This window comes from Kribbella sp. NBC_01245, assembly GCF_036226525.1.
Lineage (GTDB): Bacteria > Actinomycetota > Actinomycetes > Propionibacteriales > Kribbellaceae > Kribbella.
Genome location: NZ_CP108487.1, coordinates 3,363,986 through 3,387,753 on the forward strand (window position 1 = coordinate 3,363,986; position 23,768 = coordinate 3,387,753).

The following is a 23,768-nucleotide window of genomic DNA, read 5'->3' on the forward strand; positions in this document are numbered from 1 at the left end:
GGCTCAAGGACAGCGCTGAGACGCGCCGGGGGAGGTCGATTTGGACGTCGAGGTCCTTGCTGGAGACGATTGGAAGATCCTCCAGGACGTTCGTCTGCGTGCCCTCAGGGACTCCCCGGACGCATTCCTATCGAAGGCCGAAACGTCCTGGGGTGAGGCGGAATGGCGCGCCTTCGCTGTCGAAGATGCCTGGATCGTTGCTCGGAGCGGGGATCAGGTTATTGGTGTCCTGCGCTCCGTTCGTGTTGATGACCGACCGGCGGAAGAACGACATCTCGAGTCGGTCTGGGTCGATCCCTTGCACCGCAAGAAAGGTGTTCTGCGCGCGATCCTGCGCTACCTGGCCGAGTTGGAGCCGGAAGTCCGCACTTGGATGGCGTGGGTTCTCGACGGCAATGACGAGGCCCGTGCGGCTTACGAACGCTTGGGCTTCGAGACCACCGGGATGCGTCAGCTTCTGGCCGGTACTCCGCGCCGCGAGGAGCGGTTGAGGCTGGATCGCAAGGCAGCGATCAGCGACTCGATCGATCCCTGATCGGCGTCGTAACCGCAGGCAATCCAAGTCTTCAGCCCAAGCTCGTTCATGGCCTCGCGTTCGCTGAGAACAGTGCCAGTACCTGGCAAGACTTTCTGCCAGCGGTCGTTGTCCTCCCGCCACTTCTCGATGAAGTCGACGCAGAGATCTGGTGTGAAATTCTCCAGTTGATTCGCAGCCCGGCGCAGGGCCTCCTGCGCGGCCTGCACCGTCGTCGAAGCCGTCGAGGCACTGATGTACCGCGCAACTGAAAGACGATCGAGCGTCTCGGTAATCATGGAATGCCGGTCCTCTAAGAACAGTCGCCAGTGACGTCCGCTGGCCGCGGCTCTCAGTTGATCCATCAGGTCCCAGCCAGGCGTCCCACTGAACAACGCGTAGAGGCCCTCGGCAAGGACGTCACCCAACTCCTCGCGGGCTGCCCGCTCCGGATCGGCGTACGGCTCGTACTCGTCCTGCCGGACCTCGCCCACTTTGGGTAGTGAGCGTGCGGCCGCGTGCTGAGCGAAGAAGAACCAGTCTTCGTTGTAGATGTCGGGAAAGAACGACAGTGTCGGGCGCTGCGTGTTGACGCCAAGCACTGCTCCGCTGACGAACACGTCCTGTCCCAGCCCGGCCAGACGTCGCGCGTGACATACAACCGAGTTGTCCGGAAAGTACTTTGTGGCCATCGACGCGACCGGATGACGATCGAGCGAGCCGGCCAGCCGCGAAATGTCGTGCGGCCGCAGTTGGTAGATGTCGTCGTCGACGAAGAGGATCTTCTTCCACCCCCGTAGACGGGCTAAGACCAGTCCGATGTTGCGCTTGATGCTGAGATCGCTCGAACGTTCAGCGCTGGCTTTCCAAAAGGCACGATCGGAGGTGAGATGGCAATGATCCAGCAGTTGATAGTCGTCGGGCACATCGATGACCAGGGCCCGCGCACCGAACGTGTCCTCAACTCGTTCCGCGACCTTCTCTGCTTTCGCCTGTCGGCTACACAGCACTACCAGTGGAATTGACAGCTGGGCGGACAGTGAAATGAGGCGATGCAGCGATGGTCGCGCTGCAGGGACCACGATGGCATCCAGACGACTGCTCGCGGCCGACGAGGACACTGCCGACACATCTTGCAGAAGTGAAGCATGTGACGGCACATGCTTGGTCTGATGGTTCACTCGGCCTTCGCCTTCTTACTCGGAGACCATTCGTAGAGTCGGTACGAAGCGATCTCCAGATCCGGTGAGAGCGCAGCCCCGCTCACGACTGGTACTCGCATGAGCAACGCGAACGATCCGCCCGGAAAGTGTTCGGCGAGGTAGGCCTCGTTGCGCTCGCGGACGTTGAGATCGGTGAGGGCTCGCACGGATCCCAGCACGCCGCGGCTGTGAATGCCGTTGCAAATGGTGACCGTTCGGCTGTGATTGAAAGGATTACGCAGGCGTGCCAGCAGCGCGACGTCCTCGACCAGCACCCGACCGTCTTCCGCTTCTTCCCACAGCGGACGGAACTCCCGGCCGCCCGCTCCGCTGGACCTGAAGATCTCCCCTGTGTCCAGGTCCGCAACCTCGACCTGGGATACCGGCAACTCGCGGAATGTTTTCAGTAGCCGCTTCGCCAACTCGTTCCAGGCGATGCCACCGAGCACGACAAGATGACCGGACAGGTGGTCGGCAGTTACTTCTGAAGGCAGCCGATGGACCACAGTCAGGTCGGGGTTGACAGCGCGGATGTGCCCCCATAGTTCGATCAGTGCGTCAAGGTCGGCGTACCGATACATCCGTGTGTAGTTGGGGTCCTTCTCGTTTGCCAGCGGAGGCCAGTCCACTCTCGGGGCCTCTGGGCAGATGATCGTGATCGGCCCGTCCTCGAACTTCCATGTGGAGGAGCCACTCAGGGAAGAACCGCGTGCACCACCATGGACTGCGTCGCGTAGACCGATGAGCTCCTGGTGAAGGTCTTGATAGTGCCGGAGCTCATCTGCCGAGAGCTCGGTCTCCGGCACGAGTTGCGGTCGATCCGTGCAGAAGAACAGTGCGTAGGAGTGCAGTCGCTCGGCCGGCGGCAGCTTGGGAGTGGTCAACGACTCCCACGAACTGATCGTCGCGACTGCCACCGGTCTTTCAGCGCTCAGCGCATCGGCCAACATCGCCTGAGTCAGCCTCGGCTCATGCGATTCGCGGAGGTCACGTAGCTTGCTGGCAAGACGAACGGCCTCGGCTGAAGGGGCCAAGATCACTCCCGGATTGTTGACTTCCCGCGCACCAATGTGGTCGATAACCGTACACCTTGTATATACACCCGAAGACACCCGAAGTGCTGTAGGAGCGTGCCATTTGAGACCTTGCGGAGAGAAGTCAGGCTCAGCTTCGGGAACTTCCTCAGCACTCCGTGAAGAGAGACCAGCACACAGTAGCCACCTGCCACCGGTTCACACCAAATCGACTCGCCGCGTTGCAAGTCGACCATACCGGCTCTACTCTCTATATATGAAGTCTACTGACTTCAGGTGTAGTCAGCAGTAGCGGTAGAGGAGACGACAGGACCCCACTCAGCCATGCGAAGCGCTCATGGAGTCCTGCCCTGACTGGTCGGTTCGTCGATCACAGTGGGCGCCCACCGAGCGACGCAGCCGACGTGGCGAGTTCGTCCAAGTCCAGGCCTACGCCGATCTCCGACGGCGTTGCTGGTCCTCCATGCAAGTAGGAGGTGGTGACAATGCTGAAATCCACGCGCGGTACCTCTCGCTCCGCCACCAGCATGTGGGTCCTGATGGCTACCGATCTGATGGCAGTCGTCTGGATGCACACCTTCGGTCCGTGGCTGGACCACTCGTCACGGCTCACATCTACGGCAACGCTCGGCGGGCATCACCTGATCGTGATGGTTTCCGCGGGCATCGGCTTCGGCATGCTCGCCACTCTCGCGATCCTGACCGAAGGCTTCACGAAGTCGGACGCCAAGCTGGCCATGGCCACGAACGTCGCTTGCGTCATCTCGGTGATCGCCTTAGCGGGGCTCATCGCGCTTGTTCTGGCCGCTCTGCTTAGTCGGGTGCTCTTCGGGAAGCTGCGGCCCTGATGGGGGGCCCGTCCGGACTGGACGGGCCCGACGCCGAAATCTGAGATCTGGCGGATCTCGACCACTCGGAGGTCTTGACGTGCGAGCCTGGGTGACTTAGTTTCTGGCTAAATTTAGTAGCGAACTAAGTCGGATGGCGGTGTGCAGTGGCGACAGGACAGGGCCCGATTCCCCGTGGGGATCTGGTGCCGGCGGGCATTGTGGGCCTGCTCGGTACCCGCGGGCCGACCTCCCGGGTGGACATCTCCCGTGAGCTCGGGCTCAGCCCGGCGACGGTCACCCAGGTGACGAAGGACCTGATCGCCCGCGGCCTGGTCGAGCAGCTCGAGTCCGTGCCGTCGAACGGCGGCCGCCCGGCGCGACTGCTCGGGCTGGTCCAGCAGGCGGGCGTCGCGCTCGGCGCCAAGGTCACCGCGGACCACATCGCGATCGTCACGGTCGAGCTCGACGGCTCGGTCCGGAGTTCGACCAGCCAGCCCTTCGACCCGACCACCCCGGACGCGGCCCACGCGCTCGGCCGGATCCTCGCGGCGGAGGTCGACGGCCTGACCGAACGGCTGCTCGGCGTCGGCGTCGGCGTGCCGGGTTCGGTCGACACCCAGGCCTCCGGGATAGTCGATGCGCCAACGCTCGGCTGGCGCGCGATGCCGATCGGGCAGACCCTGCGGGAGCGCCTCGGCACCCCCGTCCTGGTCGACAATGACGTCAACACGTTGGCCGCGGCGGAGCGCCTGTACGGCGTAGGGCGCGCGCATTCGTCGTACCTGGTGGTGACGATCGGGCGCGGTATCGGCTGCGGGATCGTCGTCGACGGTTCGGTTTATCGCGGAGCGGCCGGGGGTGCCGGGGAGATCGGGCACATCCCGGTCACGGCCGACGGCCCGGTCTGCGGTTGTGGTGCGACCGGTTGCCTGGAGGCGTACATCGGGGCGGCGGCGTTGAAGGGCCGTGGCGTTGAGGCATTCGCTGAGGCGGGCGAACTGCTCGGCCGGGTCCTCGCGGGGATCGTGCACACGGTCGACCCCGAGGTCGTCGTACTGATGGGTGAAGGCGTCGACGACTGGCAGCATTGGGAGCCGGCGTTCGAGGCCTCGCTGCGGAGGTGCCTGCTGCCCGCGAGGCGTGGGCTGCCGGTCGTGGTCGAGCCTTGGACCGAGGACCAGTGGGCTCGTGGTGCCGCATCGCTCGTGCTCGCGTCGCCGTTCGACTCGTCCGGAAACGGCGGCGAACAAGGCCGTCTCGTTCGGGTGCGGCTCGGAAGGTCGGGCGCGTGAGGGGCGGGCACGTGAGGGGCGGGCACGTGAAGGCCGGGAGGCGTAAGCAGTACGGCTGGGTGCTGTTCTTCCTGTTGCCGAGCGCGATCCCGTTGCTGATCTTCACGCTCATCCCGATGGTGTCGTCGATCTGGGTCAGCCTGCACAAGTGGAACCTGATCTCGCCGATGGAATGGGTAGGCCTCGGCAACTACCGCAACCTGCTCACCGAACCGGCGACCGGTCGCGTCTTCCTGCACACCCTGCTGTACGTCGTCGGCTATCTCCCACTCGTGTACGTCGGCGGGCTCGCTCTCGCGCTGGCGTTGAACCGCAAGCTCAAGGGACGCGCGTTCCTCCGGGCGACGTACTTCCTGCCGGTGGTGACGAGCTGGGTAGTCGTCGCGCTCGTGTGGAAGTGGTTGCTCAACCCAACCAACGGCCTCGTCAACCAGATGCTCGGCGCGATCGGTCTGCCGGAGCCCGGCTGGTGGACCGATCCGGCCTGGGCCTTGCCCGCGGTCATCCTGTCGTCGGCCTGGAAGGACCTCGGTTTCGTCATGGTCATCCTGCTGGCCGGTCTGCAGTCGATCCCGGCCGACCTGTACGAGGCGGCCGAGGTGGATGGGACCAGCCCCTGGCAGCGGTTCTCCCGGATCACGCTGCCGCTGCTGTCGCCGTCGACCTTCTTCGTGGTGGTGATCTCGCTGATCAACGGGTTCCAGGTCTTCGACCAGGTCTACGTGATGACCGGCGGCGGTCCGTCCGGATCGAGCCAGGTGGTGGTCGGGCAGATCTACGACCTGACCTTCCGCTACGGCCGGGCCGGCGAAGCGTCCGCGCTGTCGTGGATCCTCTTCGCGGTCATCCTGATCATCACGGTCTTCCAGATCCGCGGCCAGCGTCGGTGGGTGCACTATGCGTGAATCTCGCTCTACGACAGGCCGGATCCTGCTGTACGTCGGCGTGGTGGCGGGCGCCGCGATCATGCTCTTCCCGTTCCTGTGGACGGTGATCACGTCGATCACGCCCGAGGGATCGCTGGCCGACGGCCCGAAGCTGTTCGTCCAGGACCCGACGCTCGACGCATATCGCACGCTGCTGGACGCCGTACCGATGTGGCGGATCGTGCTCAACTCGCTCGGGATCGCGATCGCGTCCACCGCGTTGCAGCTGGTCACCGGATCAATGGCGGCGTACGCCTTTGCGCGACTGTCGTTTCCCGGGAAGAACATTGTTTTCGGGTTCTACCTGGCTACGTTGATGGTGCCGCTGCAGGTGCTGGTCGTGCCGTTGTTCATCGAGATGAAGACGCTCAACCTGCAAGACACGTACTTCTCCTTGCTCGCGCCGACGATCGCCTCGGCCTTCGGGGTGTTCCTGCTCCGGCAGGCCGTGGCCGGCGTACCGGTCGAGCTGGACGAGGCCGCCACCCTGGACGGCGCGGGGCATCTGCGGATCTTCGCCGTCATCGTTCTGCCGCTGATCCGGCCGGCCCTCGCGACCGTCGCCGTGTTCGCGTTCATGGGCAGCTGGAACAGCTTCCTCTGGCCGCTGGTGGTGATCCGGTCGCCCGAGTTCATGACCTTGCCGCTGGGTCTGTCCACCCTGCAAGGCCAGTTCACCACCCAATGGGACGTCGTGATGGCGGGTTCCGTCGTCTCGATCGTGCCGATCGCCGTGGTCTACCTGCTCGCGCAGCGCCACATCATCGCCGGTGTGGCTCACACCGGTATCAAGTGAAGGGATCCCCTGATGCGCAAGATCAAAATCGCTGCCGGTCTGGTGACTGCAGCACTGGCGCTGACCGCCTGCGGGCAAGGTTCGGCCACCAAGCAAGAGGCCGGGCCGGACGGTAAGACCGTCGTCCGGTACATGAACTTCTCCGCCAACGACGGCCACGAGAAGGACCTCGACGCGATCGTCGCCGCGTTCCAGACGGCCAACCCGGACATCACCGTCCAGGTCGAGACGATCCCGTACGCGGACTACTTCACCAAGTTGCAGACGGCCGTGGCCGGTGGCACCGCCGCGGACACGTTCGAGCTGAACTACGAGAACTTCGTGACGTACGCGAAGAACGGTTCGCTGGCCGAGCTGAAGGACGTCGACTCAGCCGTTTACAAGAAGTCGCTGTACGACGCGTTCAATGACTCGGGCAAGCAATTCGGTTTGCCGGAGTCGTTCTCGAACGTAGTGCTTTTCTACAACAAGGCCCTCTTCAAGAAGGCCGGAGTCGCCGAACCGACGGCCGAGTGGACCTGGAAGGACGAGCAGGCCGCCGCGCAGAAGCTGACCAGCAAGGGCATCTGGGGCGACTACCAGCCCGTCTCGTACAACGAGTTCTACAAGGCGCTTGCCCAGGCCGGTGGCTCGTTCTTCAACGCCGACAAGACGGCCGCTTCCTTTGACTCGCCTGAGGGTCTCGCTGCCGCGAACTGGCTGATCGGCAAGACCGGTAAGACGATGCCGACCGAGGCCGATGGCGCGGGCACGCCCGACTTCGACTCGAAGCTGTTCAAGTCCGGCAAGCTCGCGATGTGGCACACCGGCGTGTGGATGTTCAGCGCGATGGCCGAGGCGCCGTTCGACTGGGACATCGTGGTCGAGCCGGGTTCGACGACGAAGGCCTCCGCGATGTTCGTGAACGGCCTCGTCGTTTCGGCCGCCTCGAAGAACGCCGCGGCCGCGCAGAAGTGGATCACCTTCCTGTCGTCGTCCGAGACCACCACCAAGGCCCGGCTGGCCACCTCGTGGGAGCTGCCGCCGATCGCCGACGAGGCCCAGCTCTCGTCGTACCTGGAGCAGAAGAAGCCGGCCAACCGCAAGGCCGTCCTGGACGCCCTGGAGGCGACCGTACTGCCGCCGGTGATCGAGCGTCAGCAGGAGATGCAGGACATCGTGACCGCGGAACTGACCGCCGCCGCGGCCGGCCGTAAGCCGGTGGCGAAGGCGCTGACCGATGCCCAGACCAAGGTGAACGGGCTGCTCAAGAAGTGACCACTATTGATCTGGCCCAGCTCGCCGTTCACAGTCATGCGGTGATCGTGGCCAACCAGGATGCCGGTGGTGCCTATCCGGCCGCGCCGACCTTCTCCGCCTACCGGGGTTACGCCTGGTTGCGAGATGGGTCCTTCACGGCCGAGGGTATCTCGCGGTACGGCGACACCGGGTCGGCGGATCGCTTCCACGATTGGGTGAACGGCGTGCTCGGGCGTCGTCGCGATCAGGTCACTGACCTGGTCGCGGCGGTTGCCCGGGGCAAGCAACCGGCCGTCGAGCAGATGTTGCCGACGCGGTTCACGTTTGACGGCAGCAACGGCTCGGACCCGTGGTGGGACTTTCAGACCGACGGGTACGGCATGTGGCTGTGGTCCGTCGTCACGCACGCCTCGCGTTTCGGCTTGAGCCTCGAGCGCTGGCGTGAGGGTATCGAGGTCGCGGCCGACTACCTCTTCGCGTTCTGGGATCGGCCTTGTTATGACTGGTGGGAGGAGCACGTCGAGCATCGGCACGTGTCGACGCTCGGCGCGATCTACGGCGGACTCATCGCCGTCGCACCCGCGCTGGATGAGGAGCGTCGTACGACGGCCTTGAAGGTGGCCGCCGAGATCCGGTCTTTGGTTGTTGCCGAGGGCACCAGTCGGGGGCATCTGTCGAAGTGGCTGGGTAGTCCGCATGTGGATGGCTCATTGCCTGCTTGTGTGGTGCCGTTCGGGTTGGTCCCTGCTGACGACTCGTTGGCTGGGGCAACGCTGGACGCGGTGGCGCGTGATCTCGATGTGGATGGCGGGGTGCATCGGTTCACCGCGGACGTCTTTTATGGTGGTGGCCAGTGGATCCTGTTGTCGGCGTTGCTCGGCTGGAACCTCGCGGCGCGGGGTGACACCGAGGGCGGGTTGAGGCATCTGCGGTGGATTGCCGCGCAGGCGTTGGAGAATGGCGATCTGCCTGAGCAGGTGCCGCATCACCTGTTGCACCCGGATTCGCGCGACGAGTGGATCGCCCGGTGGGGCGAGGTGGCGACACCGCTGCTCTGGTCGCACGGCATGTACCTGATTCTCGCCGACGAACTCGGCATCATCTCGAGGGATAACGTTCGATGATCCAGCACCGACCGCACGGGATCGAGCACCCGTACGCCGCCTCACCCGACCAGCGCATTCCGGTCATTCCGTTGGCCGGTTCCGCCGTCCGGCTTGGTGTGATCTCGTCTTCGCCAGTTGTTTGCGAATGGTCTACTGACGGCGTTGTGGCTTCGTTGCCGATGGCTCCTGGTTCAGTGGCTGCAGCTGACGCGGCAGCGCTTGCCGGTGGCGAAGGGCATTTGAGCGAGGCGCAGGCGAAGGCGCTTGGCGGGGATGACGCGTGGTCGGTGGAATCACCTGCGCTGGTTGACGGTACGACGTACCGCTATCGGTTTGTCGCCGAGTCGGAATCGACTGAGTGGTTCGAGGTGGTGCCGGCGGTGTGGACGTCGGAGCCGCGTGGGACCCTCACCGGCGCAAAGGTTGTCGGTGCGGTCGAGTGGCTCGTGGCCGGCCCTGTCGTCCATCGCGCGCGGTTTGCATTGGCGTTGGCGGCGGGCGATCACGTGGTGGGCTTTGGCGAGCGGTACGACGCGGTGGATCAGCGCGGACGTCGGCTGGATGCGGTGGTGTTCGAGCAGTACAAGTCGCAGGGCGTGCACGGGCGGACGTACCTGCCGATGCCGTTCGCTCAGGTGATCGGTGCTGACGGCAACGGGTGGGGCTTCCATGTTCGGACGTCCCGGCGGACTTGGTACGACGTGGGTGTTTCATCGCCGGATCGGCTGGTGGTGGAGGTCGAGCTTGGGGACTCCCCTGTGGTCGATCTGGGGATTTACGAAGGTGGGCCGGGCAAGGTGCTGACGGCGTTCCTGGATGAGGTCGGGCGGGCCGAAGAGCTGCCGTCGTGGGTCTTCCGGTTATGGGCCTCGGGCAACGAGTGGAACACCCAGGAACTCGTGATGGGTCAGATGGACACGCATCGGGACAGCGATATTCCCGTTGGCGCGGTGGTGATCGAGGCCTGGAGTGATGAGGAGGGCATCACCATCTGGCGGGATGCGACGTACAGCGTCTCCGCTGATGGCGCGGCGCATGCGGCTGATGACTTCACCTATCCCGCCGGCGGTGCGTGGCCGGATCCGAAGGCGATGATCGACGAGTTGCACTCACGTGGGATCAAGGTCATTCTCTGGCAGATTCCCTTGCAGAAGACCGATCCCGAGCTGACCGGGCAGGTCCGCGCGGATGCCGAGGCGATGGTTCGGGACGGCCACGCGGTGCTCGAGGCTGATGGTTCGGCGTACCACAACCGGGGTTGGTGGTTCCCGCAGGCGCTGATGCCGGACCTTTCGGTGCAGCGGACGCGCGACTGGTGGACGGACAAGCGGCGCTATCTCGTCGAGGACCTGGACGTGGACGGGTTCAAGACCGACGGCGGCGAGCACGCGTGGGGGCACGACCTGCGGTACGGCGACGGGCGGCTCGGTGCCGAGGGCAACAACTTGTTCCCGGTGCACTACGCCCGGACCTTTGGCGACTTGTTGCGGTCTGCCGGTAAGGCGCCGGTGACGTTCTCGCGTTCTGGTTTCACTGGATCGCAGGCGCACGGCATCTTCTGGGCGGGTGACGAGGACTCGACTTGGGAGGCCTTCCGGTCGTCGGTGACCGCCGGTCTGACGGCTGCGACTTGCGGGATCGTCTACTGGGGCTGGGACCTTGGTGGATTCTCGGGGCCCGTGCCGGACGCCGAGTTGTACCTGCGGGCGGCAGCGGCGTCGGCGTTCATGCCGATCATGCAGTACCACTCCGAGTTCAACCATCACAAGCGGCCACTGCGTGATCGCACTCCGTGGCACGTCGCCGATACGACTGGTGACGAGCGGGTGATGCCGGTGTTCCGGAAGTTCGCCAAGCTGCGGGAGGACCTGGTCGACTACCTGACCGAGCAGGCCCGCATCACCGTGGGCACGGACCAGCCGTTGATGCGGCCGTTGTTCTTCGACCACGGGGACGACCCGGCGGTATGGGAACACCCGTTGCAGTTCCAACTGGGCGACGACTTGCTGATCAACCCCATTACCCAGCCCGGCGCGACCACCTGGACGACGTACCTGCCGAAAGGTGATTGGATCGACGTGTGGACCGGTGAGGCCGTGCGCGGTGGGCGGCTGATCGAGCGGGAGGTGCCGATCGACGAGTTGCCGGTGTACTGCCGGGCGGCCGCCTGGTCGCGACTCGCGGGTGTGTTCGGCTTGTGACGTTCCACTCGGGAGTTATTTGCCAGGTAAGGTTAGTCACCTTGTCTGTCGGATTCTTTGGGTAGTTCTGTAGCACCGGCGCCGGTGCTCGAGAGGGGCTGAACGTGGCTCGACCGGCCGGTTCGTCGCGGCTTCTGCGAACCATGAACGAGACCGCCGCGCTGGCGTTACTGTTCGAGCGTGGTCCGCTCACGCGCAGTGACCTGCGTGATCTCACCGGGTTGTCCAAGCCCACGGCCTCCGAGGTGCTGCGCCGCCTCGAGGACGCGGGCCTGGCGATCGTCGTCGGTCATGCCAGCGGCGGCCCCGGCCCGAACGCGGCGATCTACGCGGCCAACGCGGCGGCCGGTTTTGTCATCGCGTTGTCGATCCGCGACGTCGGCGATACCGACCGGCCGACGGTCGCGGCGTCGATCGCCGACCTGGCCGGCGAGGTGCGGAACAGCGTCGAGCTGTCCGTCGACTTCTCCCTGGTCGATGCCGTCGACACGATCGTGGACCTGGTCGGCGACCTCTGCCGCAAGTCCAAGGTCGCCCGGAAGAACCTGCTCCAGGTCCAGCTCGGCGTGCCCGGCTCCCCCGATCCGCGCAGTGGCGACATCCGCTACATCGACGTGCCCGGCTTCGAGCGGCCCGGCCTGATCAAGGATCTGCGCACGCGGTTGCGGACCGAGGTGACGGTCGACAACGACGTGAACCTCGCCGCCTTCGCCGAACGCGCGCACGGGGTCGCCGCCGACGTGGACGGCTTCACCGTGCTCTGGCTGGCGGAGGGCGCGGGCTTCGCGATCGACCAGGGCGGCACGCTGATGCGCGGCGCCCACGGGTGCGCGGGCGAGCTCGGCTACATGCCCGTCCCGGCGACGAGTGACACGCCTGCCCGCGAGTTCCAGGACTTGGTGGGCGGCTCGGCCGTGATCGAGCTCGGCCAACGCTTCGGCCTGACGGGCAGTACGTCGCCCGAGGTCGTCGCTCAAGCCGTCAGTGACGACGCGCCCGCGGGTGCCGAGCAGTTCCTCACCGAACTGGCCGACCGCATCGCCATCGGCCTGATGACCGTGGTGACCCTGATCGATCCCCCGTTGATCGTGTTGGCAGGCGAACTGAGCCAAGCCGGCGGCGAACCCCTCCGCGACGCCGTGGTGGAAGCCCTATCCCGCCGCTCCCCCCTCGAAACCGAAATAGCCGTCACTGGTGTCCTCGACGACGCCGTCCTCCGAGGCGCCCTCTCCTCCGGCCTAGCCACCCTCCAAGACCGCCTCCTAACCGGCCTAAGCACCCCCACCCCACCCCGCGCCCTCACCAACTAACGCCTCCCGCGCGCCCGTCGACTCTTTGCGTTGATTCGTCTGAATCCGCTCGCCCCTTTCGTGCGGCGGGTGCGTGTGGTCACCGGCGTAGGCGGGCGGATTCGGACGAATCAACGCTAATCGCCTGCCCGGCATGCACTCTTCGCCGGGGCTTTTGGTTACCCGTCCCCCGAGTTCTTCCGAATTGTCAGGCCGGTCCGGCCCTCGTCAAGGCTTCAACCCGGCGGAAACCGGACTTGGGTATGCCTGGCGGTCGATTCCTGGCGGGCCTCTAGCGTTGATTCGTCCGCATCCGCCCGCCTGCGTCCGCTTCCACCTGACCCGCCACGGGATGGGCGAGCGGATACAGACCAATCAACGCAGCAAAGAGGTAATGGGCGCCGCCCGACTGTGGTGCTGGTTGGGGGTTTGTGGTGGCGTTTGGGGTTTTCTGGTCACGGATCTTGACCGGGTGGATACGCCAGGTCATCATCGGACGAGCGAAATGGTTAGGCAACCTTCCTGACCAAACCTGATCCGCCCGCAGGTTGGAGCACGTCATGCCCACTGTGTCCTGGCTGCGCCGTTGGTTGGCAGCCGTCCTGATCGTCGTCCTTACCGCTACCGTCCTGAGCCCGGTTGAAGCGTCGCCCCGGGCCGTGGCCGAGCTGCAGCATCCGCGGCAGCAGTTCCTTCGTTCGTCGACCGCGGGGTTGTTCCTGCACTGGGGAATGCGGACCTCGCCCGGTTACACCAGTTGCAGCGCCTGGGAGAACGCCGTCAAGGCCGGCGGCTGGGATCCGGCGTACTGGGTGACGGAGGCCCAGAAGCTGCACACGCAATACCTCGTACTCGCCACGTTCCACAGCCGACTTGGGTACGCACGGCCTTGGCCATCGGCGGTGCCGGGTAGTTGCCGGACCACGCGGGACATGGTGCGCGAGGTCATCGACGCGGCCACGGCCAAGGGGCTGAAGGTCGTGCTCTACCTGACCGATGACCCGCAATGGCATGCCGAAGGGCTGCCGGACGGGAAGAGCTGGCTCAATTCGCAGGCGTATTCGGCGTACAAGGGTCACAACGTGGACCTGACCACGCGGGATGGGTTCGGCGAGTTCAGCTATGACCTGTTCGTCGAGGCGATGCAGCGGTATCCCGACCTGGCGGGGTTCTGGATCGACAACGACAACGCCTACTGGGAACGCAACGGCCTGTACGAGCGGATCCGCCGCGACCGGCCGAGCTTCACCTTGAGCAACAACAACGAGGACACGCCGATCATGGACATGATCAGCAACGAGCAGAAGACCGGCATGTCCCCGGCGTACGACTATCCGCAGGCGGCGTACACCGCGGCGCCGAGGCTGATCGAGGCCGACTTCAAGCTCCCGTCCTCCGGACCCTGGTGGTACGGCGGCTCGGACCAGTCGGTCGACTACAAGCTCACACTCGGGCGGCTGATCACGAATGCCGGGTCGTCGATCAAGGCGCTGATGGCCGAGACCGCAATGGTCAACGGCAAGTTCCCGAGCAAGCAGGCGGAATTCAACAATCTCGCTGACAAATATCTCGGCGCCATCTGGCCGTCGATCGGCGGCACCGAGGGCGGCGGGTACTCGTTCGGCGGGTTCAAACCCGGCTTCTGGAACGACGGCGCGCACGGCGTCACCACGATCAGCAAGACCGATCCGAACCTGCACTACTTGCACGTCCTCACCCGGCCGTCCGGCAGCTCGCTCCGGATCAGGGACAACGGCTATCGGGTCACCCAGGTGACGAACTTCCGCACCGGCGCGGTCATCGCCCACAGCCAGAGCGCCGGCATTCTCACGCTGACCGGCATCTCCTCGTGGGACCCGTACGACACCGTCTTCCGCGTCACGACCAACGGCCGCGCCGGGATCATCCCGCCATCGTCGTACGTGATGAGCGCGTCGGCCGGGTCGTCGCCGAGCAACGTGGCCGACGGCAACTATCTGACGTACTGGGACAGCAACAAGACCACGCCGGTCTCATTGAGGTTCGACCTGGGGACCGCCCAGCGAGTGCAGTACGTCGGGATCAACCAGCGCGAGGATTCCGTCAGTTACGCCCGCTCGTCGACTGAGCAATCGGCGCGGATCCGTGACTACAAGGTGTACGTCAGCAGCAATGGCACGTCGTGGGGTAGCCCGATCAAGACGGGTACTTTGCCGAGCCGGCGAGGCGTCGTCTTCATCGACCTGCCCGTTACGACCACTCGCCATGTCCGCCTGGAAGTCGTCAACACCCATGCGGCCTCGAGCGACACCACTCGCTACAAGCGTCTGCGCATCGACGAAGCCTGGCTCGGCACGTCGTACTAACCCCACCCTCGAACGCTAGCCACTGGAGGAAGCTGTGAAACGACGATGGACCAGCATGACCCTGGCAGTAGCGGCTTTAGTCATTTTCCCAATCGGCCCGGTGGAGTCGTCGACCGCAGGCAGCACCGGGATGGCCGAGTTCAACGTCCGCGATTACGGTGCCACCGGCAACGGTTCGACCAACGACACCGCGGCCATCAACCGGACCATCAACGCGGCGAGCAGCGCGGGCGGCGGCACGGTCCGGTTCCCGTCCGGCACCTACCGGTCGGCGAACTCGATCCATCTGAAGAGCAACCTCACCATCCAACTGGACGCCGGATCGACGATTCTCGGTTCGCCCAACGACACCTACGATCCGCCCGAGCCCAACCCGTACGACGACTACCAGGACTACGGGCACAGCCACTTCCGCAACGGCATGATCACCGGCGACCGGTTGACCAATATCGCGTTCGTCGGCAGCGGCACCATCGACGGCGGCGGCAACCTCATCACCGGCAATCCAAAATCCGGTGAGGCCGACAAGATCATCTCGCTGACCCGCTGCGAGAACTTGACGGTCAACGGGATCCGGCTGCGCCGCGGCGGGCATTTCGCAATGCTCACCAACGCGTGCAACAACATCACGTCCGACGGGTTGCGGATCGAGACCGCCGACGATCGCGACGGCTGGAACGTGATCAACGCCAAGCACGTCCGGATCGTCAACGCGAAGATCGCGGCCGACGATGACGCGCTCGCGTTCAAGAGCGACTGGGCGCTCGGCAAGACGTACGACAACGGGGATGTCCGGGTCAGCGACTCGGACCTGTCGGCGGGCTGCTGCAACGCGTTGATGTTCGGGTCGGAGACCTGCGGTGACTTCACCGACTACCGCTTCGAGCGGATCAGGATCACCGGCGCCAGCAAGTCCGGCCTCGGCATGGTGTCGATGGACGGCACCACCATCTCCGACGTGCACTACCGCGACATCACCATGAGCGGGACACGCAGTCACATCATGCAGAAGATCGGCACCCGGCGCCGTTGCGGCGACAACCCAGGCGTCGGTTCGATCCACAACATCACCTACACGAACGTGACCGGGACGTACGACGGTGCGAGGGGTACGGCGTACAGCCCGACGTTGTGGGGTGAGGCGGGAGCCGCCAACCGGATCCGGAACATCACCTTCGACAACGTCGATCTGACCGTGCCCGGCGGCAGTCCGACCATGAGCACAGGGGTGCCGGTCAACGACCCGAACGACTACAACCCGAAGGCGATCGGCACGCGGCCGGCGTACGGGTGGTACCTGCGGCGGGTGGACGGGGTGCGGTTCGTCAACAGTTCGGTCCAGTTCACCGCGAACGACGGACGGCCCGCGGTGATCGCGAACGAGAGCGCGAACGTCGTCCTCGACGGCATCATCGCCGAACGCGGTACCGACAGCCCGCACGACCTCGGCTTCCAGACCGTCAACGGGTATTGCGCCACAGGCACCAACACCTCTGGAGGCATGCTCAGGATCTACACGAGTAGCTCGAGCCAGAACTGCGCTCCCGCGGGCAATCGCGCCGAGGCGGAACAGGCCGTCTGCCAGGGGTCGATCGACAGCGACCACGGCGGCTTCTCCGGCAACGGCTTCTGCAACACCACCAATGCCGTCGGCGCCTCGGTCGAGTGGACGGTCAACGCACCAGCGGCCGGGACCTACACACTCGCGCTCCGGAATGCCAACGGCACCACGACCAACCGGCCGATGAGCGTCGCCGTCAACGGCACGGTGGTCGCGCCCGCGCAGGCTTTCGCACCGACCGGTGCGTGGACCAACTGGCAGACGGTTCCCGTGACGGCGACCCTCCAGGCCGGCGCCAACACCGTACGGATCAGCGCGACCACAGCCGCCGGCGGCCCGAACATCGACTACCTGGAGAGGCAGCCATGAAAGTGAACGCCGACACGCCACGTCACAAGAGTCCGATGAACGGGGACACGCCGGGTCAGAAGGGTCCGATGAGCGGGAGGTGGTGGGGCACGAGGTTCGTCACTGCGGTGGTTGTCCTTGCCGCGGGGCTTACCGCCGTGGTGACGAGCTCACCGGAGCCGGCCGTTGCCCTGGACAACGGGTTGGCCAGGACTCCACCGATGGGCTTCAACAACTGGAACACCACCCACTGCCGGGCCGACTTCAACGAGGCGATGGTCAAGGGCATCGCCGACATCTTCGTCTCCCGCGGGCTGAAGGACGCCGGCTACCAGTACGTCAACCTCGACGACTGCTGGGCACTCCCCCAACGCAACTCCCAAGGCAACCTCGTCCCCGATCCGGCCAGGTTCCCGAACGGCATCAAGTCTTTGGCCGACTACGTGCACAGCAAGGGCTTGAAGTTCGGCATCTACACCAGCGCCGGAACGAAAACCTGCAACACCGCGGGCTTTCCCGGCGGGCTGGGCCACGAGCAGGACGACGCGAACCTCTTCGCCTCCTGGGGCGTCGACTACCTCAAGTACGACAACTGCAACAACCAGGGCGTCGACGCGCAGAAGCGGTACACGGCCATGCGCGACGCCTTACGCAACACCGGGCGGCCGATCGTCTACTCGATCTGCGAGTGGGGCCGGACCGGACCACCCCGCGTCTGGGAGTGGGGCAAACCGGTCGGGAACCTCTGGCGCACCACCGGCGACATCAGCGACAACTGGACCAGCATGATCGGCAAGGCTCAGGCCAACCGGGTGCTCGCCCAGTACGCCGGACCCGGCCACTGGAACGACCCGGACATGCTCGAAGTGGGCAACGGCGGCATGACTCCGACCGAATACCGCACTCACTTCAGCCTCTGGGCGATCATGTCGGCGCCGCTGCTGATCGGGTCCGACCTGCGCAAGGTCAACGAGGACACTTTCACGATTCTCAAGAACACCGACGTGATCGCGATCGACCAGGATAAGCTCGGCCGCCAGGCCACGGTGATCAGCTCATCCGGTGGACTCGTTGTCTACGGCAAGGTTCTCGCGAACGGTGATCGGGCCGTTGCCTTGTCCAACGAAACCACCAGCACCGCGACGATCGGCACCACCGCGGCCGCGCTAGGCCTCGGCGGCTCCTCGTCGTACACGCTGAAAGACCTGTGGAGTAAGGCGATCCGGACCACGACGGGTTCGATCAGTGCGTCGGTCCCGGCTCATGGCACCGTGCTCTACCGCGTGAGCAGGGCCGGTACGACGACGCGCCACGAAGCCGAGGCGGCGACGTTCACGACTGGCACGACGGTCGACAAGGATCACTCGGGCTTCTCCGGCCTAGGGTTTGCGAACACCCCGAACGCGGTCGGCAGTTACGTCCAGTGGACGGTCGAGCGAGCTGAGGCCGGACGAGCGACCTTGGTGTTCGACTACGCGAACGGGACCAGCACCGACCGCCCGATGACCATCGCCGCCAACGGCACCCCCTCGGCAACAGCGAAGTCCTTCCCCGGCACCGGCGCCTGGTCGTTGTGGCGAACCGCCCACCTGACCGTGGACCTGAAAGCCGGGACGAACGTCATCCGCGCCACCGCCACGAACAGCGGCGGCGCGCCCAACCTCGACTACCTGGAGGTGGCCACTCCCTGACTGCGGTTCCCGCCCAGCCGAACAGTTGAGAGGAAAGCAATGAAGCGCTACACAGCGGCCTTAGCGGCCGTCCTCCTGATCATCCCCACTACGGCCAACGCAATACCCGCCGCCGTTGACTACCAAGCCGAGAGCGGCACGATCTCCCAAGGGGTGGTCGAGTCCAACCACACCGGCTACACCGGTACGGGGTTCGTCAACTACAACAACGTGACCGGCAGCTACGTCCAGATCTCGGTGAACGCGGCCGCCGCCGGACCGGCGAGCCTGGTCTTCCGGTTCGCCAACGGCACCACCACCGACCGCCCGATGACCATCGCGGTCAACGGCACCAGCGTCGGCGCGGCCAAGTCGTTCCCCGGCACCGGCGCGTGGACCACCTGGCAAGAGGTCACGATCAACGCGACGTTGAACGCCGGCGCCAACACCGTGCGCGCCACCGCCACAACCGCGAACGGCGGCCCGAACCTCGACCGCCTGCGAGTAGACGCACCCGTCGACACCCAACGGCCGACCGCACCAGGTCAACCGGTGTGCAGCGATATCAGCTTCGACTCGTTGACGCTGACCTGGCCGCCTTCGACCGACAACGTCGGAGTTGTTGCCTATGACATCTACAACCAAGGCCAGAAGATCGCCGAGGCGCCGAACACGCCGCACCGGCTGACGGGTCTCCGGCCGAACGCCACCTATGAGCTAAGCGTCTTCGGTCGCGATGCCGCGGGCAACGTGTCGGAGACGAGCCCGGAGGCGATCTGTACGACGACCTCGGACCCGGGCGATCCGACCCCGCCGACCGCGCCGGGCCAACCGACCGCGTCCAACGTCGGGCAGACCTCCGCGACCTTGAGCTGGGGCGCATCGACGGACAACCGGGGTGTCACGCGGTACGACATTCGCAACACCACCGACACCGTCGTCGACTCCGTCACCGGCACCCCGCCGGCCACGACCAAGCAGCTCACCTCGCTCGCCTGCAACACGGCGTACACCTTGCACGTGGTGGCGAAAGATGCCGCGGGCAACACTTCGCCTCGCAGCGGCACGGTCAACTTCACCACCGGAACGTGTGCCGGGGGCAACAACCCGGGTACGCCGACACAGGTGTCGAGTGGCTGGTCGATCCCGTGGGACGTCAACTTCGCCCCGAGTGGCGCGTTCGCCCTGGTGACCGAGCGGGACAACTTCCGGGTCTACAAGATCAACAAGGACGGCTCCGGCAAGACCCAGGTCGGCACCGTGCCGAACAGCCAGACCACCAGCGGAGAGGGCGGCCTGATGGGCGTCGCGTTCTCCCCGACCTGGAACGGCACCACCGACCAGGAGGTGTTCTTCATGCACACCTCGACGGACAACAACCGCATCGCCAAGATGAACTTCAACGGCACCAGCCTGTCCGGATACAGCGTGGTGCTGAACGGCATGCGGAAGAGCCGCTACCACAACGGCGGCCGGCTGCGCTTCGGTCCCGACGGCTACATCTACGTCGCGATCGGCGACTCGCAGCAGAGCAACCTGGCCCAGGACAGGAACTCGCTGAACGGCAAGATCCTGCGCATCACCAAGTCCGGCGCACCCGCACCGGGCAACCCGTTCGGCACGGCGATCTATAGCCTCGGTCACCGCAACCCGCAGGGCCTGGCCTGGGACTCCGCCGGCCGGCTCTGGTCGTCGGAACTGGGCAACTCCAGCGTCGACGAGCTCAACCTGATCCTGCCCGGGCGCAACTACGGCTGGCCGACATGTGAGGGCAACTGCAGCGTCTCGGGTATGACCAACCCCAAGCGAACCTGGTCGACCTCGTCGGCCTCACCGAGCGGGCTGGCCTTCGCGAACGGCGCGCTCTACATGGCGGCACTCCGTGGTGAGCGGCTGTACCGGATCGTGCTCAACGGAGAGAGCGTCAGCTCCGTCACCTCGCATTGGACCGGCACGTACGGCCGCCTGCGCGCGGTCAACAAGGTGCCGGGCGAGAACGCGATCTGGTTCGGCACGACCAACGCCGACAACAACGGCGGCGAACCCGACGGCTCCGACAAGTTGTTCCGGTCCAACCTCTCCTAGGGAGTGCGTATGTCGTCGACCAAGTTCCTTCGCCGCGGTCTGGTCGCGGCGTTGACGGTCGGCTCCCTGGCGGCGGGCGTCCTGCCCGCCGCCCAGGCGAGGCCCGACCAGAGCACAACCCACGTGACCACCACCGAGACCGACTGGTCGGTGCAAGTGGTCGAGTCCACCATGGCCAGGTATACGCCGGCCACGCTGGGCGGATGGTCGTACACCCGCGGCCTCTATCTCTACGGCCAGTACCTGGTCTACCAACGCACGAAGGACCCGAGGTACTTGAACTACCTCAAGGCCTGGGTGGACCGATTCGTCGACAGCAGCGGCAACATCACCAACAGCTTCAACAACCTCGACAGCATGTTGTCCGGCCGCCTACTGGTCATCCTGCACAAGGAGACGGGCCAGGACCGCTACAAGATCGCTGCCGCCAAGATCCGCAACCGGCTGAACACGTACCCCCGCACGGCCGACCGCGGGTTCTGGCACGCCACGAGCCGGGAGCACCAGCTCTGGGCGGACGGCGTGTTCATGGTCAACCCGTTCCTCGCGGAGTACGGCCGCCAGTTCGGCGACTCGACGTACGCCGACAAGGAGACGGTGGACCAGCTACTGGTCTACGCAAAACGGCTGCAGCGTTCGACCGGTCTGCTCCGGCATGCGTACGACGAGGCGCGTGAGCAGTCGTGGGCCAACACCACGACCGGCCAGTCGCCTGAGGTGTGGTGCCGCGCCGAAGGCTGGTACGGGATGGCCACGATCGACGTACTCGAAGTGATCCGGCCGGACCACCCGCGCCGGGCGGAACTGCTCAGCGTGCTCGGGAAGCTCATCGCCGGGTATGCCCGCTACCAGGATCCGAAGACCGGTAGGTGGTTCCAGGTTGTCGACAAGGGCAGCAGGGCCGACAACTGGACAGAGACGTCGTGCTCCAGCATGTACGCGTTCACGATCGCCAGAGCCGTGCGACGCGGGTACGTCGCGGCGTCGTACCAGGCGACAGCTGATCGCGGCTACCAAGGGGTGCTCGCGAAGATCTCCCTCGGCACCGACGGCCGGACCAACCTGAACGACATCTCGATCGGCACGAACGTCGGCAACTACGCCTACTACATCGCCCGCGAACGCGCCACGAACGACTTCCACGGCCTCGGCGCTTTCCTGATCATGAACGAGCAGCTCAGGCCGAGGGCGAGGTGACTACTTGGTCTGGGCGCCTTGTTGGTGGATCTGGTCGGCGTGGAGCATCGGCAGCTGGCGGGCGTGCTCGCCCAGCTGCTGGACTCCCGTCACCAGACCACCGGTGAGGTCGCCGGCCGCGAAGGACGCCTGCATGGTCAGCGCGGCCAGGCCGGCCTGTACGTCGGTCACCACGCGCTTGGCCTGCGAGCCGGTCACGATCTCGAGCCGACGGCCGGCCGGGTCGACGTACACCAGGACACTGCGGTCCGGGTCGTCCAGCTGACCGAGCAACTCCAGCGCGAACGGCCGGGTCTCGGAGTCGGCACCGCCGACGTAGACCGAGAAGTGCAGCCCGGAGGCGTTCTCGGCGTTGCGAACCGCACGCTCGAGGTCGTGCAGCTGGTCCGGGGAGAAAGCGTCACCAGCTGGCACTTGCGCCTCCAGGGCTCTGAACGACGACGGTCTTGGCAGCCGCTTCGCCTGCGGTCAGTTCGGGTGCGGTCGTGGTGGTCCGGTCGCCAGGTCCACCGATCCAGACCGGCGGGGCCCACCAGGACAGGCCCGGGCGGTAGCGCGGGCCCTTGGCGATGGACGACGCGTACACGAGCAGCGCCACCACGGCAACGATCAGGGCCGGTATCCCGACGAACACCGCCACGGTGTGGCCGGAGAGCTGAGCAATCACGGCTACAGACTAGAGGCCGCACTGGTCCCCACGAAGCACGGGGGCCGGTGCGGGCTCAGGTCCCGGCGGTGTCAGCAGCCGCCGCAGTTGAAGTACGTGACGTCCCAGTGGTTGCTCTCGAGCGCGTAGATGTTGCCGGCGCCGGAGCGCCACTGTGCCGCGCCGTCACCGCGGTCGGCGATCCGGGTGAAGTTCCCCCGGATGTAGTTGCCGATGCAGGTGTAGAGCGAGAAGTCGACCTTGTAGCCGTTGCGGTGGCTGTAGGTGCCACTGGCGTGGCCGACCTCGGTGCCACCGGTGATGTTGAGTGCACAGCCGCTGGCCTGCTTCAGCGTCCGGGCGCCGTACACGGTGGTGTCGTTGATGTTGGTGAACGACGTACAGGTGCTGACGTTCCAGTCCGAGCAGTTGCCGGTCGAGGACCAGGTGATACCGGCGGCACGGAAGATCGAGGCGGCTTGCGAGTGGGTCATCTTGGTGACCGCCTCGGCCTGCTGGACCGCCATCACGCCGGGCAGGAACCCGACGAGGAGGGCGGTGAGCGGAACGAGAATGCGGCGGACGATGCGGTTCATGATGGTCTCCTCCGGGCGGGAAAAGGTTACCGATCCAACACTGCCCTCGAAAGATACTGGCGAAGTGTGGACCTGGCGAGCCCTCGGCACGGAAAAGCCAGATGAAAACTGGGGATAACGGACGATCCGCTATCCCCAGCCGGGATTACCCGAAGTTCACATCCGAACACTGGTAGAACGCGTTGGCCGTGTCATGAATGGTCCAAACCGCCAGGATGAGATGACGCCCGCTCCTGGACGGAATGGTGCCGGGGTGTTGCGGGTCGGTCGACGGTTGCGCGCCGTTGAGATTGACGGTGAGGAAGGGCGTGAGATCCAGTGCCGACCGGGTCAGTGGCGCGTTCGAATTCCAGCCCTGCTTGGTGATGTAGTACTTGAAGTTCGTGGTGCGATGAGGCGCCGTGAGGTGCCAGCGGAACGTGTAAGACTGTCCCGACCGCACCGAGGTGGTGGGCCAGGCGCCACCGCGCGGGTCGTCCAGTTGGGCGAACTGGCCGAGACCGGCGGAGCAGAGCTTTCCATCGGCGGGACCGGCACCCGGGAAGCCCTTCGGGCCTTCCACGCTCTGCGGCTCCCACTGGATCTGGCCGCAGTTGCTGACGGTGCCCTGCTGACAGAACTTGGCACGACTGGTCGGTGCGTTGGTGAAACCGTGACCGTAGGCCAACGGCACCGACGTCGTGACCATCAGGGACGCCGCGCCGAGGGCGATACAGGCCGAACTGAGCTTGCGCGAACGGAGCATTGCTGACCACTCCTTCTGTTTCCCGAACATGGGGGCAAGGGGGAACACAGGGGGTTAGCAGGGGATAAAGAAAGGGTTCTTGCACAAAGCGCGCTGGTGAATAGGTAACAACGTTGCCTTTCTGCTGTCAACCGTTCGACAAGCAG

The 23,768-nt window shown here is 65.4% G+C and carries 20 protein-coding genes; 14 read left to right on the forward strand and 6 right to left on the reverse strand.

Going from position 1 to position 23,768, the window contains the following annotated elements:
* Positions 1–40 precede the first annotated feature (40 nt).
* On the forward strand, positions 41–535 hold the full coding sequence (locus tag OG394_RS14780) for a GNAT family N-acetyltransferase (RefSeq protein WP_328995918.1): 495 nt from the start codon (positions 41–43) through the stop codon (positions 533–535).
* Here OG394_RS14780 and OG394_RS14785 read toward each other — a convergent pair.
* A complete protein-coding gene (locus OG394_RS14785; protein WP_328995919.1) occupies positions 451–1,695 on the reverse strand; it encodes a hypothetical protein in 1,245 nt (414 codons plus the stop codon). The two genes, OG394_RS14780 and OG394_RS14785, sit on opposite strands and share 85 nt — an antisense overlap.
* Positions 1,692–2,828: a hypothetical protein gene (locus OG394_RS14790; protein WP_328995920.1), complete on the reverse strand. Its 1,137-nt coding sequence runs from the start codon at positions 2,826–2,828 to the stop codon at positions 1,692–1,694. The genes OG394_RS14785 and OG394_RS14790 overlap by 4 nt, the downstream gene beginning before the upstream one ends.
* A gap of 407 nt (positions 2,829–3,235) precedes the next feature.
* On the opposite strand from OG394_RS14790, the gene OG394_RS14795 reads away from it, so the two are divergent.
* From OG394_RS14795 to OG394_RS14855, 13 genes are all read left to right on the forward strand, one after another.
* Entirely contained in the window at positions 3,236–3,598 is a 363-nt protein-coding gene (locus OG394_RS14795) for a hypothetical protein (RefSeq protein WP_328995921.1), read from the forward strand.
* 185 nt (positions 3,599–3,783) lie between these two features.
* Positions 3,784–4,872 carry an ROK family protein gene (locus OG394_RS14800; RefSeq protein WP_328995922.1) on the forward strand — a complete coding sequence of 363 codons (1,089 nt, stop codon included), beginning with the start codon at positions 3,784–3,786 and terminating at the stop codon, positions 4,870–4,872.
* 26 nt (positions 4,873–4,898) lie between these two features.
* Positions 4,899–5,777, forward strand: coding sequence for a carbohydrate ABC transporter permease (locus OG394_RS14805; protein ID WP_328995923.1), 879 nt, complete (start codon positions 4,899–4,901; stop codon positions 5,775–5,777).
* Positions 5,770–6,594, forward strand: coding sequence for a carbohydrate ABC transporter permease (locus OG394_RS14810; RefSeq protein ID WP_328995924.1), 825 nt, complete (start codon positions 5,770–5,772; stop codon positions 6,592–6,594). Before OG394_RS14805 ends, OG394_RS14810 begins: the two co-directional genes overlap by 8 nt.
* Positions 6,595–6,606: 12 nt before the next feature.
* On the forward strand, positions 6,607–7,851 hold the full coding sequence (locus OG394_RS14815) for an ABC transporter substrate-binding protein (protein ID WP_328995925.1): 1,245 nt from the start codon (positions 6,607–6,609) through the stop codon (positions 7,849–7,851).
* Entirely contained in the window at positions 7,848–8,957 is a 1,110-nt protein-coding gene (locus OG394_RS14820; RefSeq protein ID WP_328995926.1) for a glycoside hydrolase family 15 protein, read from the forward strand. The genes OG394_RS14815 and OG394_RS14820 overlap by 4 nt, the downstream gene beginning before the upstream one ends.
* Positions 8,954–11,140, forward strand: a complete 2,187-nt coding sequence (locus OG394_RS14825; protein ID WP_328995927.1) for a glycoside hydrolase family 31 protein — start codon at positions 8,954–8,956, stop codon at positions 11,138–11,140. Before OG394_RS14820 ends, OG394_RS14825 begins: the two co-directional genes overlap by 4 nt.
* 143 nt (positions 11,141–11,283) lie before the next feature.
* Positions 11,284–12,450 (forward strand): ROK family transcriptional regulator, encoded by a 1,167-nt coding sequence (locus tag OG394_RS14830; protein WP_328995928.1) that lies wholly within the window; start codon positions 11,284–11,286, stop codon positions 12,448–12,450.
* Positions 12,451–12,989: 539 nt separating this feature from the next.
* Complete coding sequence (locus OG394_RS14835) at positions 12,990–14,774, forward strand: discoidin domain-containing protein (RefSeq protein WP_328995929.1); 1,785 nt, start codon at positions 12,990–12,992, stop codon at positions 14,772–14,774.
* A gap of 100 nt (positions 14,775–14,874) precedes the next feature.
* On the forward strand, positions 14,875–16,704 hold the full coding sequence (locus OG394_RS14840) for a glycosyl hydrolase family 28 protein (RefSeq protein ID WP_328995930.1): 1,830 nt from the start codon (positions 14,875–14,877) through the stop codon (positions 16,702–16,704).
* Between the two features lie 68 nt (positions 16,705–16,772).
* Positions 16,773–18,374 carry a carbohydrate-binding protein gene (locus OG394_RS14845; RefSeq protein ID WP_328995931.1) on the forward strand — a complete coding sequence of 534 codons (1,602 nt, stop codon included), beginning with the start codon at positions 16,773–16,775 and terminating at the stop codon, positions 18,372–18,374.
* A gap of 39 nt (positions 18,375–18,413) precedes the next feature.
* The gene (locus OG394_RS14850) at positions 18,414–20,438 is read left to right on the forward strand and encodes a PQQ-dependent sugar dehydrogenase (RefSeq protein ID WP_328995932.1); all 2,025 of its coding nucleotides are present in this window, start codon (positions 18,414–18,416) and stop codon (positions 20,436–20,438) included.
* A gap of 9 nt (positions 20,439–20,447) precedes the next feature.
* Entirely contained in the window at positions 20,448–21,635 is a 1,188-nt protein-coding gene (locus OG394_RS14855) for a glycoside hydrolase family 88/105 protein (protein ID WP_328995933.1), read from the forward strand.
* On the opposite strand, the gene OG394_RS14860 is transcribed toward OG394_RS14855, so the two are convergent.
* From OG394_RS14860 to OG394_RS14875, 4 genes are all read right to left on the reverse strand, one after another.
* A complete protein-coding gene (locus tag OG394_RS14860) occupies positions 21,636–22,049 on the reverse strand; it encodes a DUF5130 family protein (protein WP_328995934.1) in 414 nt (137 codons plus the stop codon).
* Positions 22,036–22,302: an aa3-type cytochrome oxidase subunit CtaJ gene (gene ctaJ, locus OG394_RS14865; protein WP_328995935.1), complete on the reverse strand. Its 267-nt coding sequence runs from the start codon at positions 22,300–22,302 to the stop codon at positions 22,036–22,038. Before ctaJ ends, OG394_RS14860 begins: the two co-directional genes overlap by 14 nt.
* A 71-nt stretch (positions 22,303–22,373) precedes the next feature.
* On the reverse strand, positions 22,374–22,877 hold the full coding sequence (locus tag OG394_RS14870) for a hypothetical protein (protein WP_328995936.1): 504 nt from the start codon (positions 22,875–22,877) through the stop codon (positions 22,374–22,376).
* Positions 22,878–23,022: 145 nt separating this feature from the next.
* Positions 23,023–23,622 carry a lytic polysaccharide monooxygenase auxiliary activity family 9 protein gene (locus tag OG394_RS14875; RefSeq protein WP_328995937.1) on the reverse strand — a complete coding sequence of 200 codons (600 nt, stop codon included), beginning with the start codon at positions 23,620–23,622 and terminating at the stop codon, positions 23,023–23,025.
* Positions 23,623–23,768 lie beyond the last annotated feature (146 nt).

Excerpts from the sequence above, each read along its gene's own strand:
- OG394_RS14795 (WP_328995921.1), top strand. The coding sequence starts at position 3,236 with ATGCTGAAATCCACGCGCGGTACCTCTCGCTCCGCCACCAGCATGTGG.
- OG394_RS14810 (WP_328995924.1), top strand. The coding sequence starts at position 5,770 with ATGCGTGAATCTCGCTCTACGACAGGCCGGATCCTGCTGTACGTCGGC.
- OG394_RS14815 (WP_328995925.1), top strand. The coding sequence starts at position 6,607 with ATGCGCAAGATCAAAATCGCTGCCGGTCTGGTGACTGCAGCACTGGCG.
- OG394_RS14825 (WP_328995927.1), top strand. The coding sequence starts at position 8,954 with ATGATCCAGCACCGACCGCACGGGATCGAGCACCCGTACGCCGCCTCA.
- OG394_RS14830 (WP_328995928.1), top strand. The coding sequence starts at position 11,284 with ATGAACGAGACCGCCGCGCTGGCGTTACTGTTCGAGCGTGGTCCGCTC.
- OG394_RS14835 (WP_328995929.1), top strand. The coding sequence starts at position 12,990 with ATGCCCACTGTGTCCTGGCTGCGCCGTTGGTTGGCAGCCGTCCTGATC.
- OG394_RS14845 (WP_328995931.1), top strand. The coding sequence starts at position 16,773 with ATGAGCGGGAGGTGGTGGGGCACGAGGTTCGTCACTGCGGTGGTTGTC.
- OG394_RS14850 (WP_328995932.1), top strand. The coding sequence starts at position 18,414 with ATGAAGCGCTACACAGCGGCCTTAGCGGCCGTCCTCCTGATCATCCCC.
- OG394_RS14855 (WP_328995933.1), top strand. The coding sequence starts at position 20,448 with ATGTCGTCGACCAAGTTCCTTCGCCGCGGTCTGGTCGCGGCGTTGACG.
- OG394_RS14870 (WP_328995936.1), bottom strand. The coding sequence starts at position 22,877 with ATGAACCGCATCGTCCGCCGCATTCTCGTTCCGCTCACCGCCCTCCTC.
- OG394_RS14875 (WP_328995937.1), bottom strand. The coding sequence starts at position 23,622 with ATGCTCCGTTCGCGCAAGCTCAGTTCGGCCTGTATCGCCCTCGGCGCG.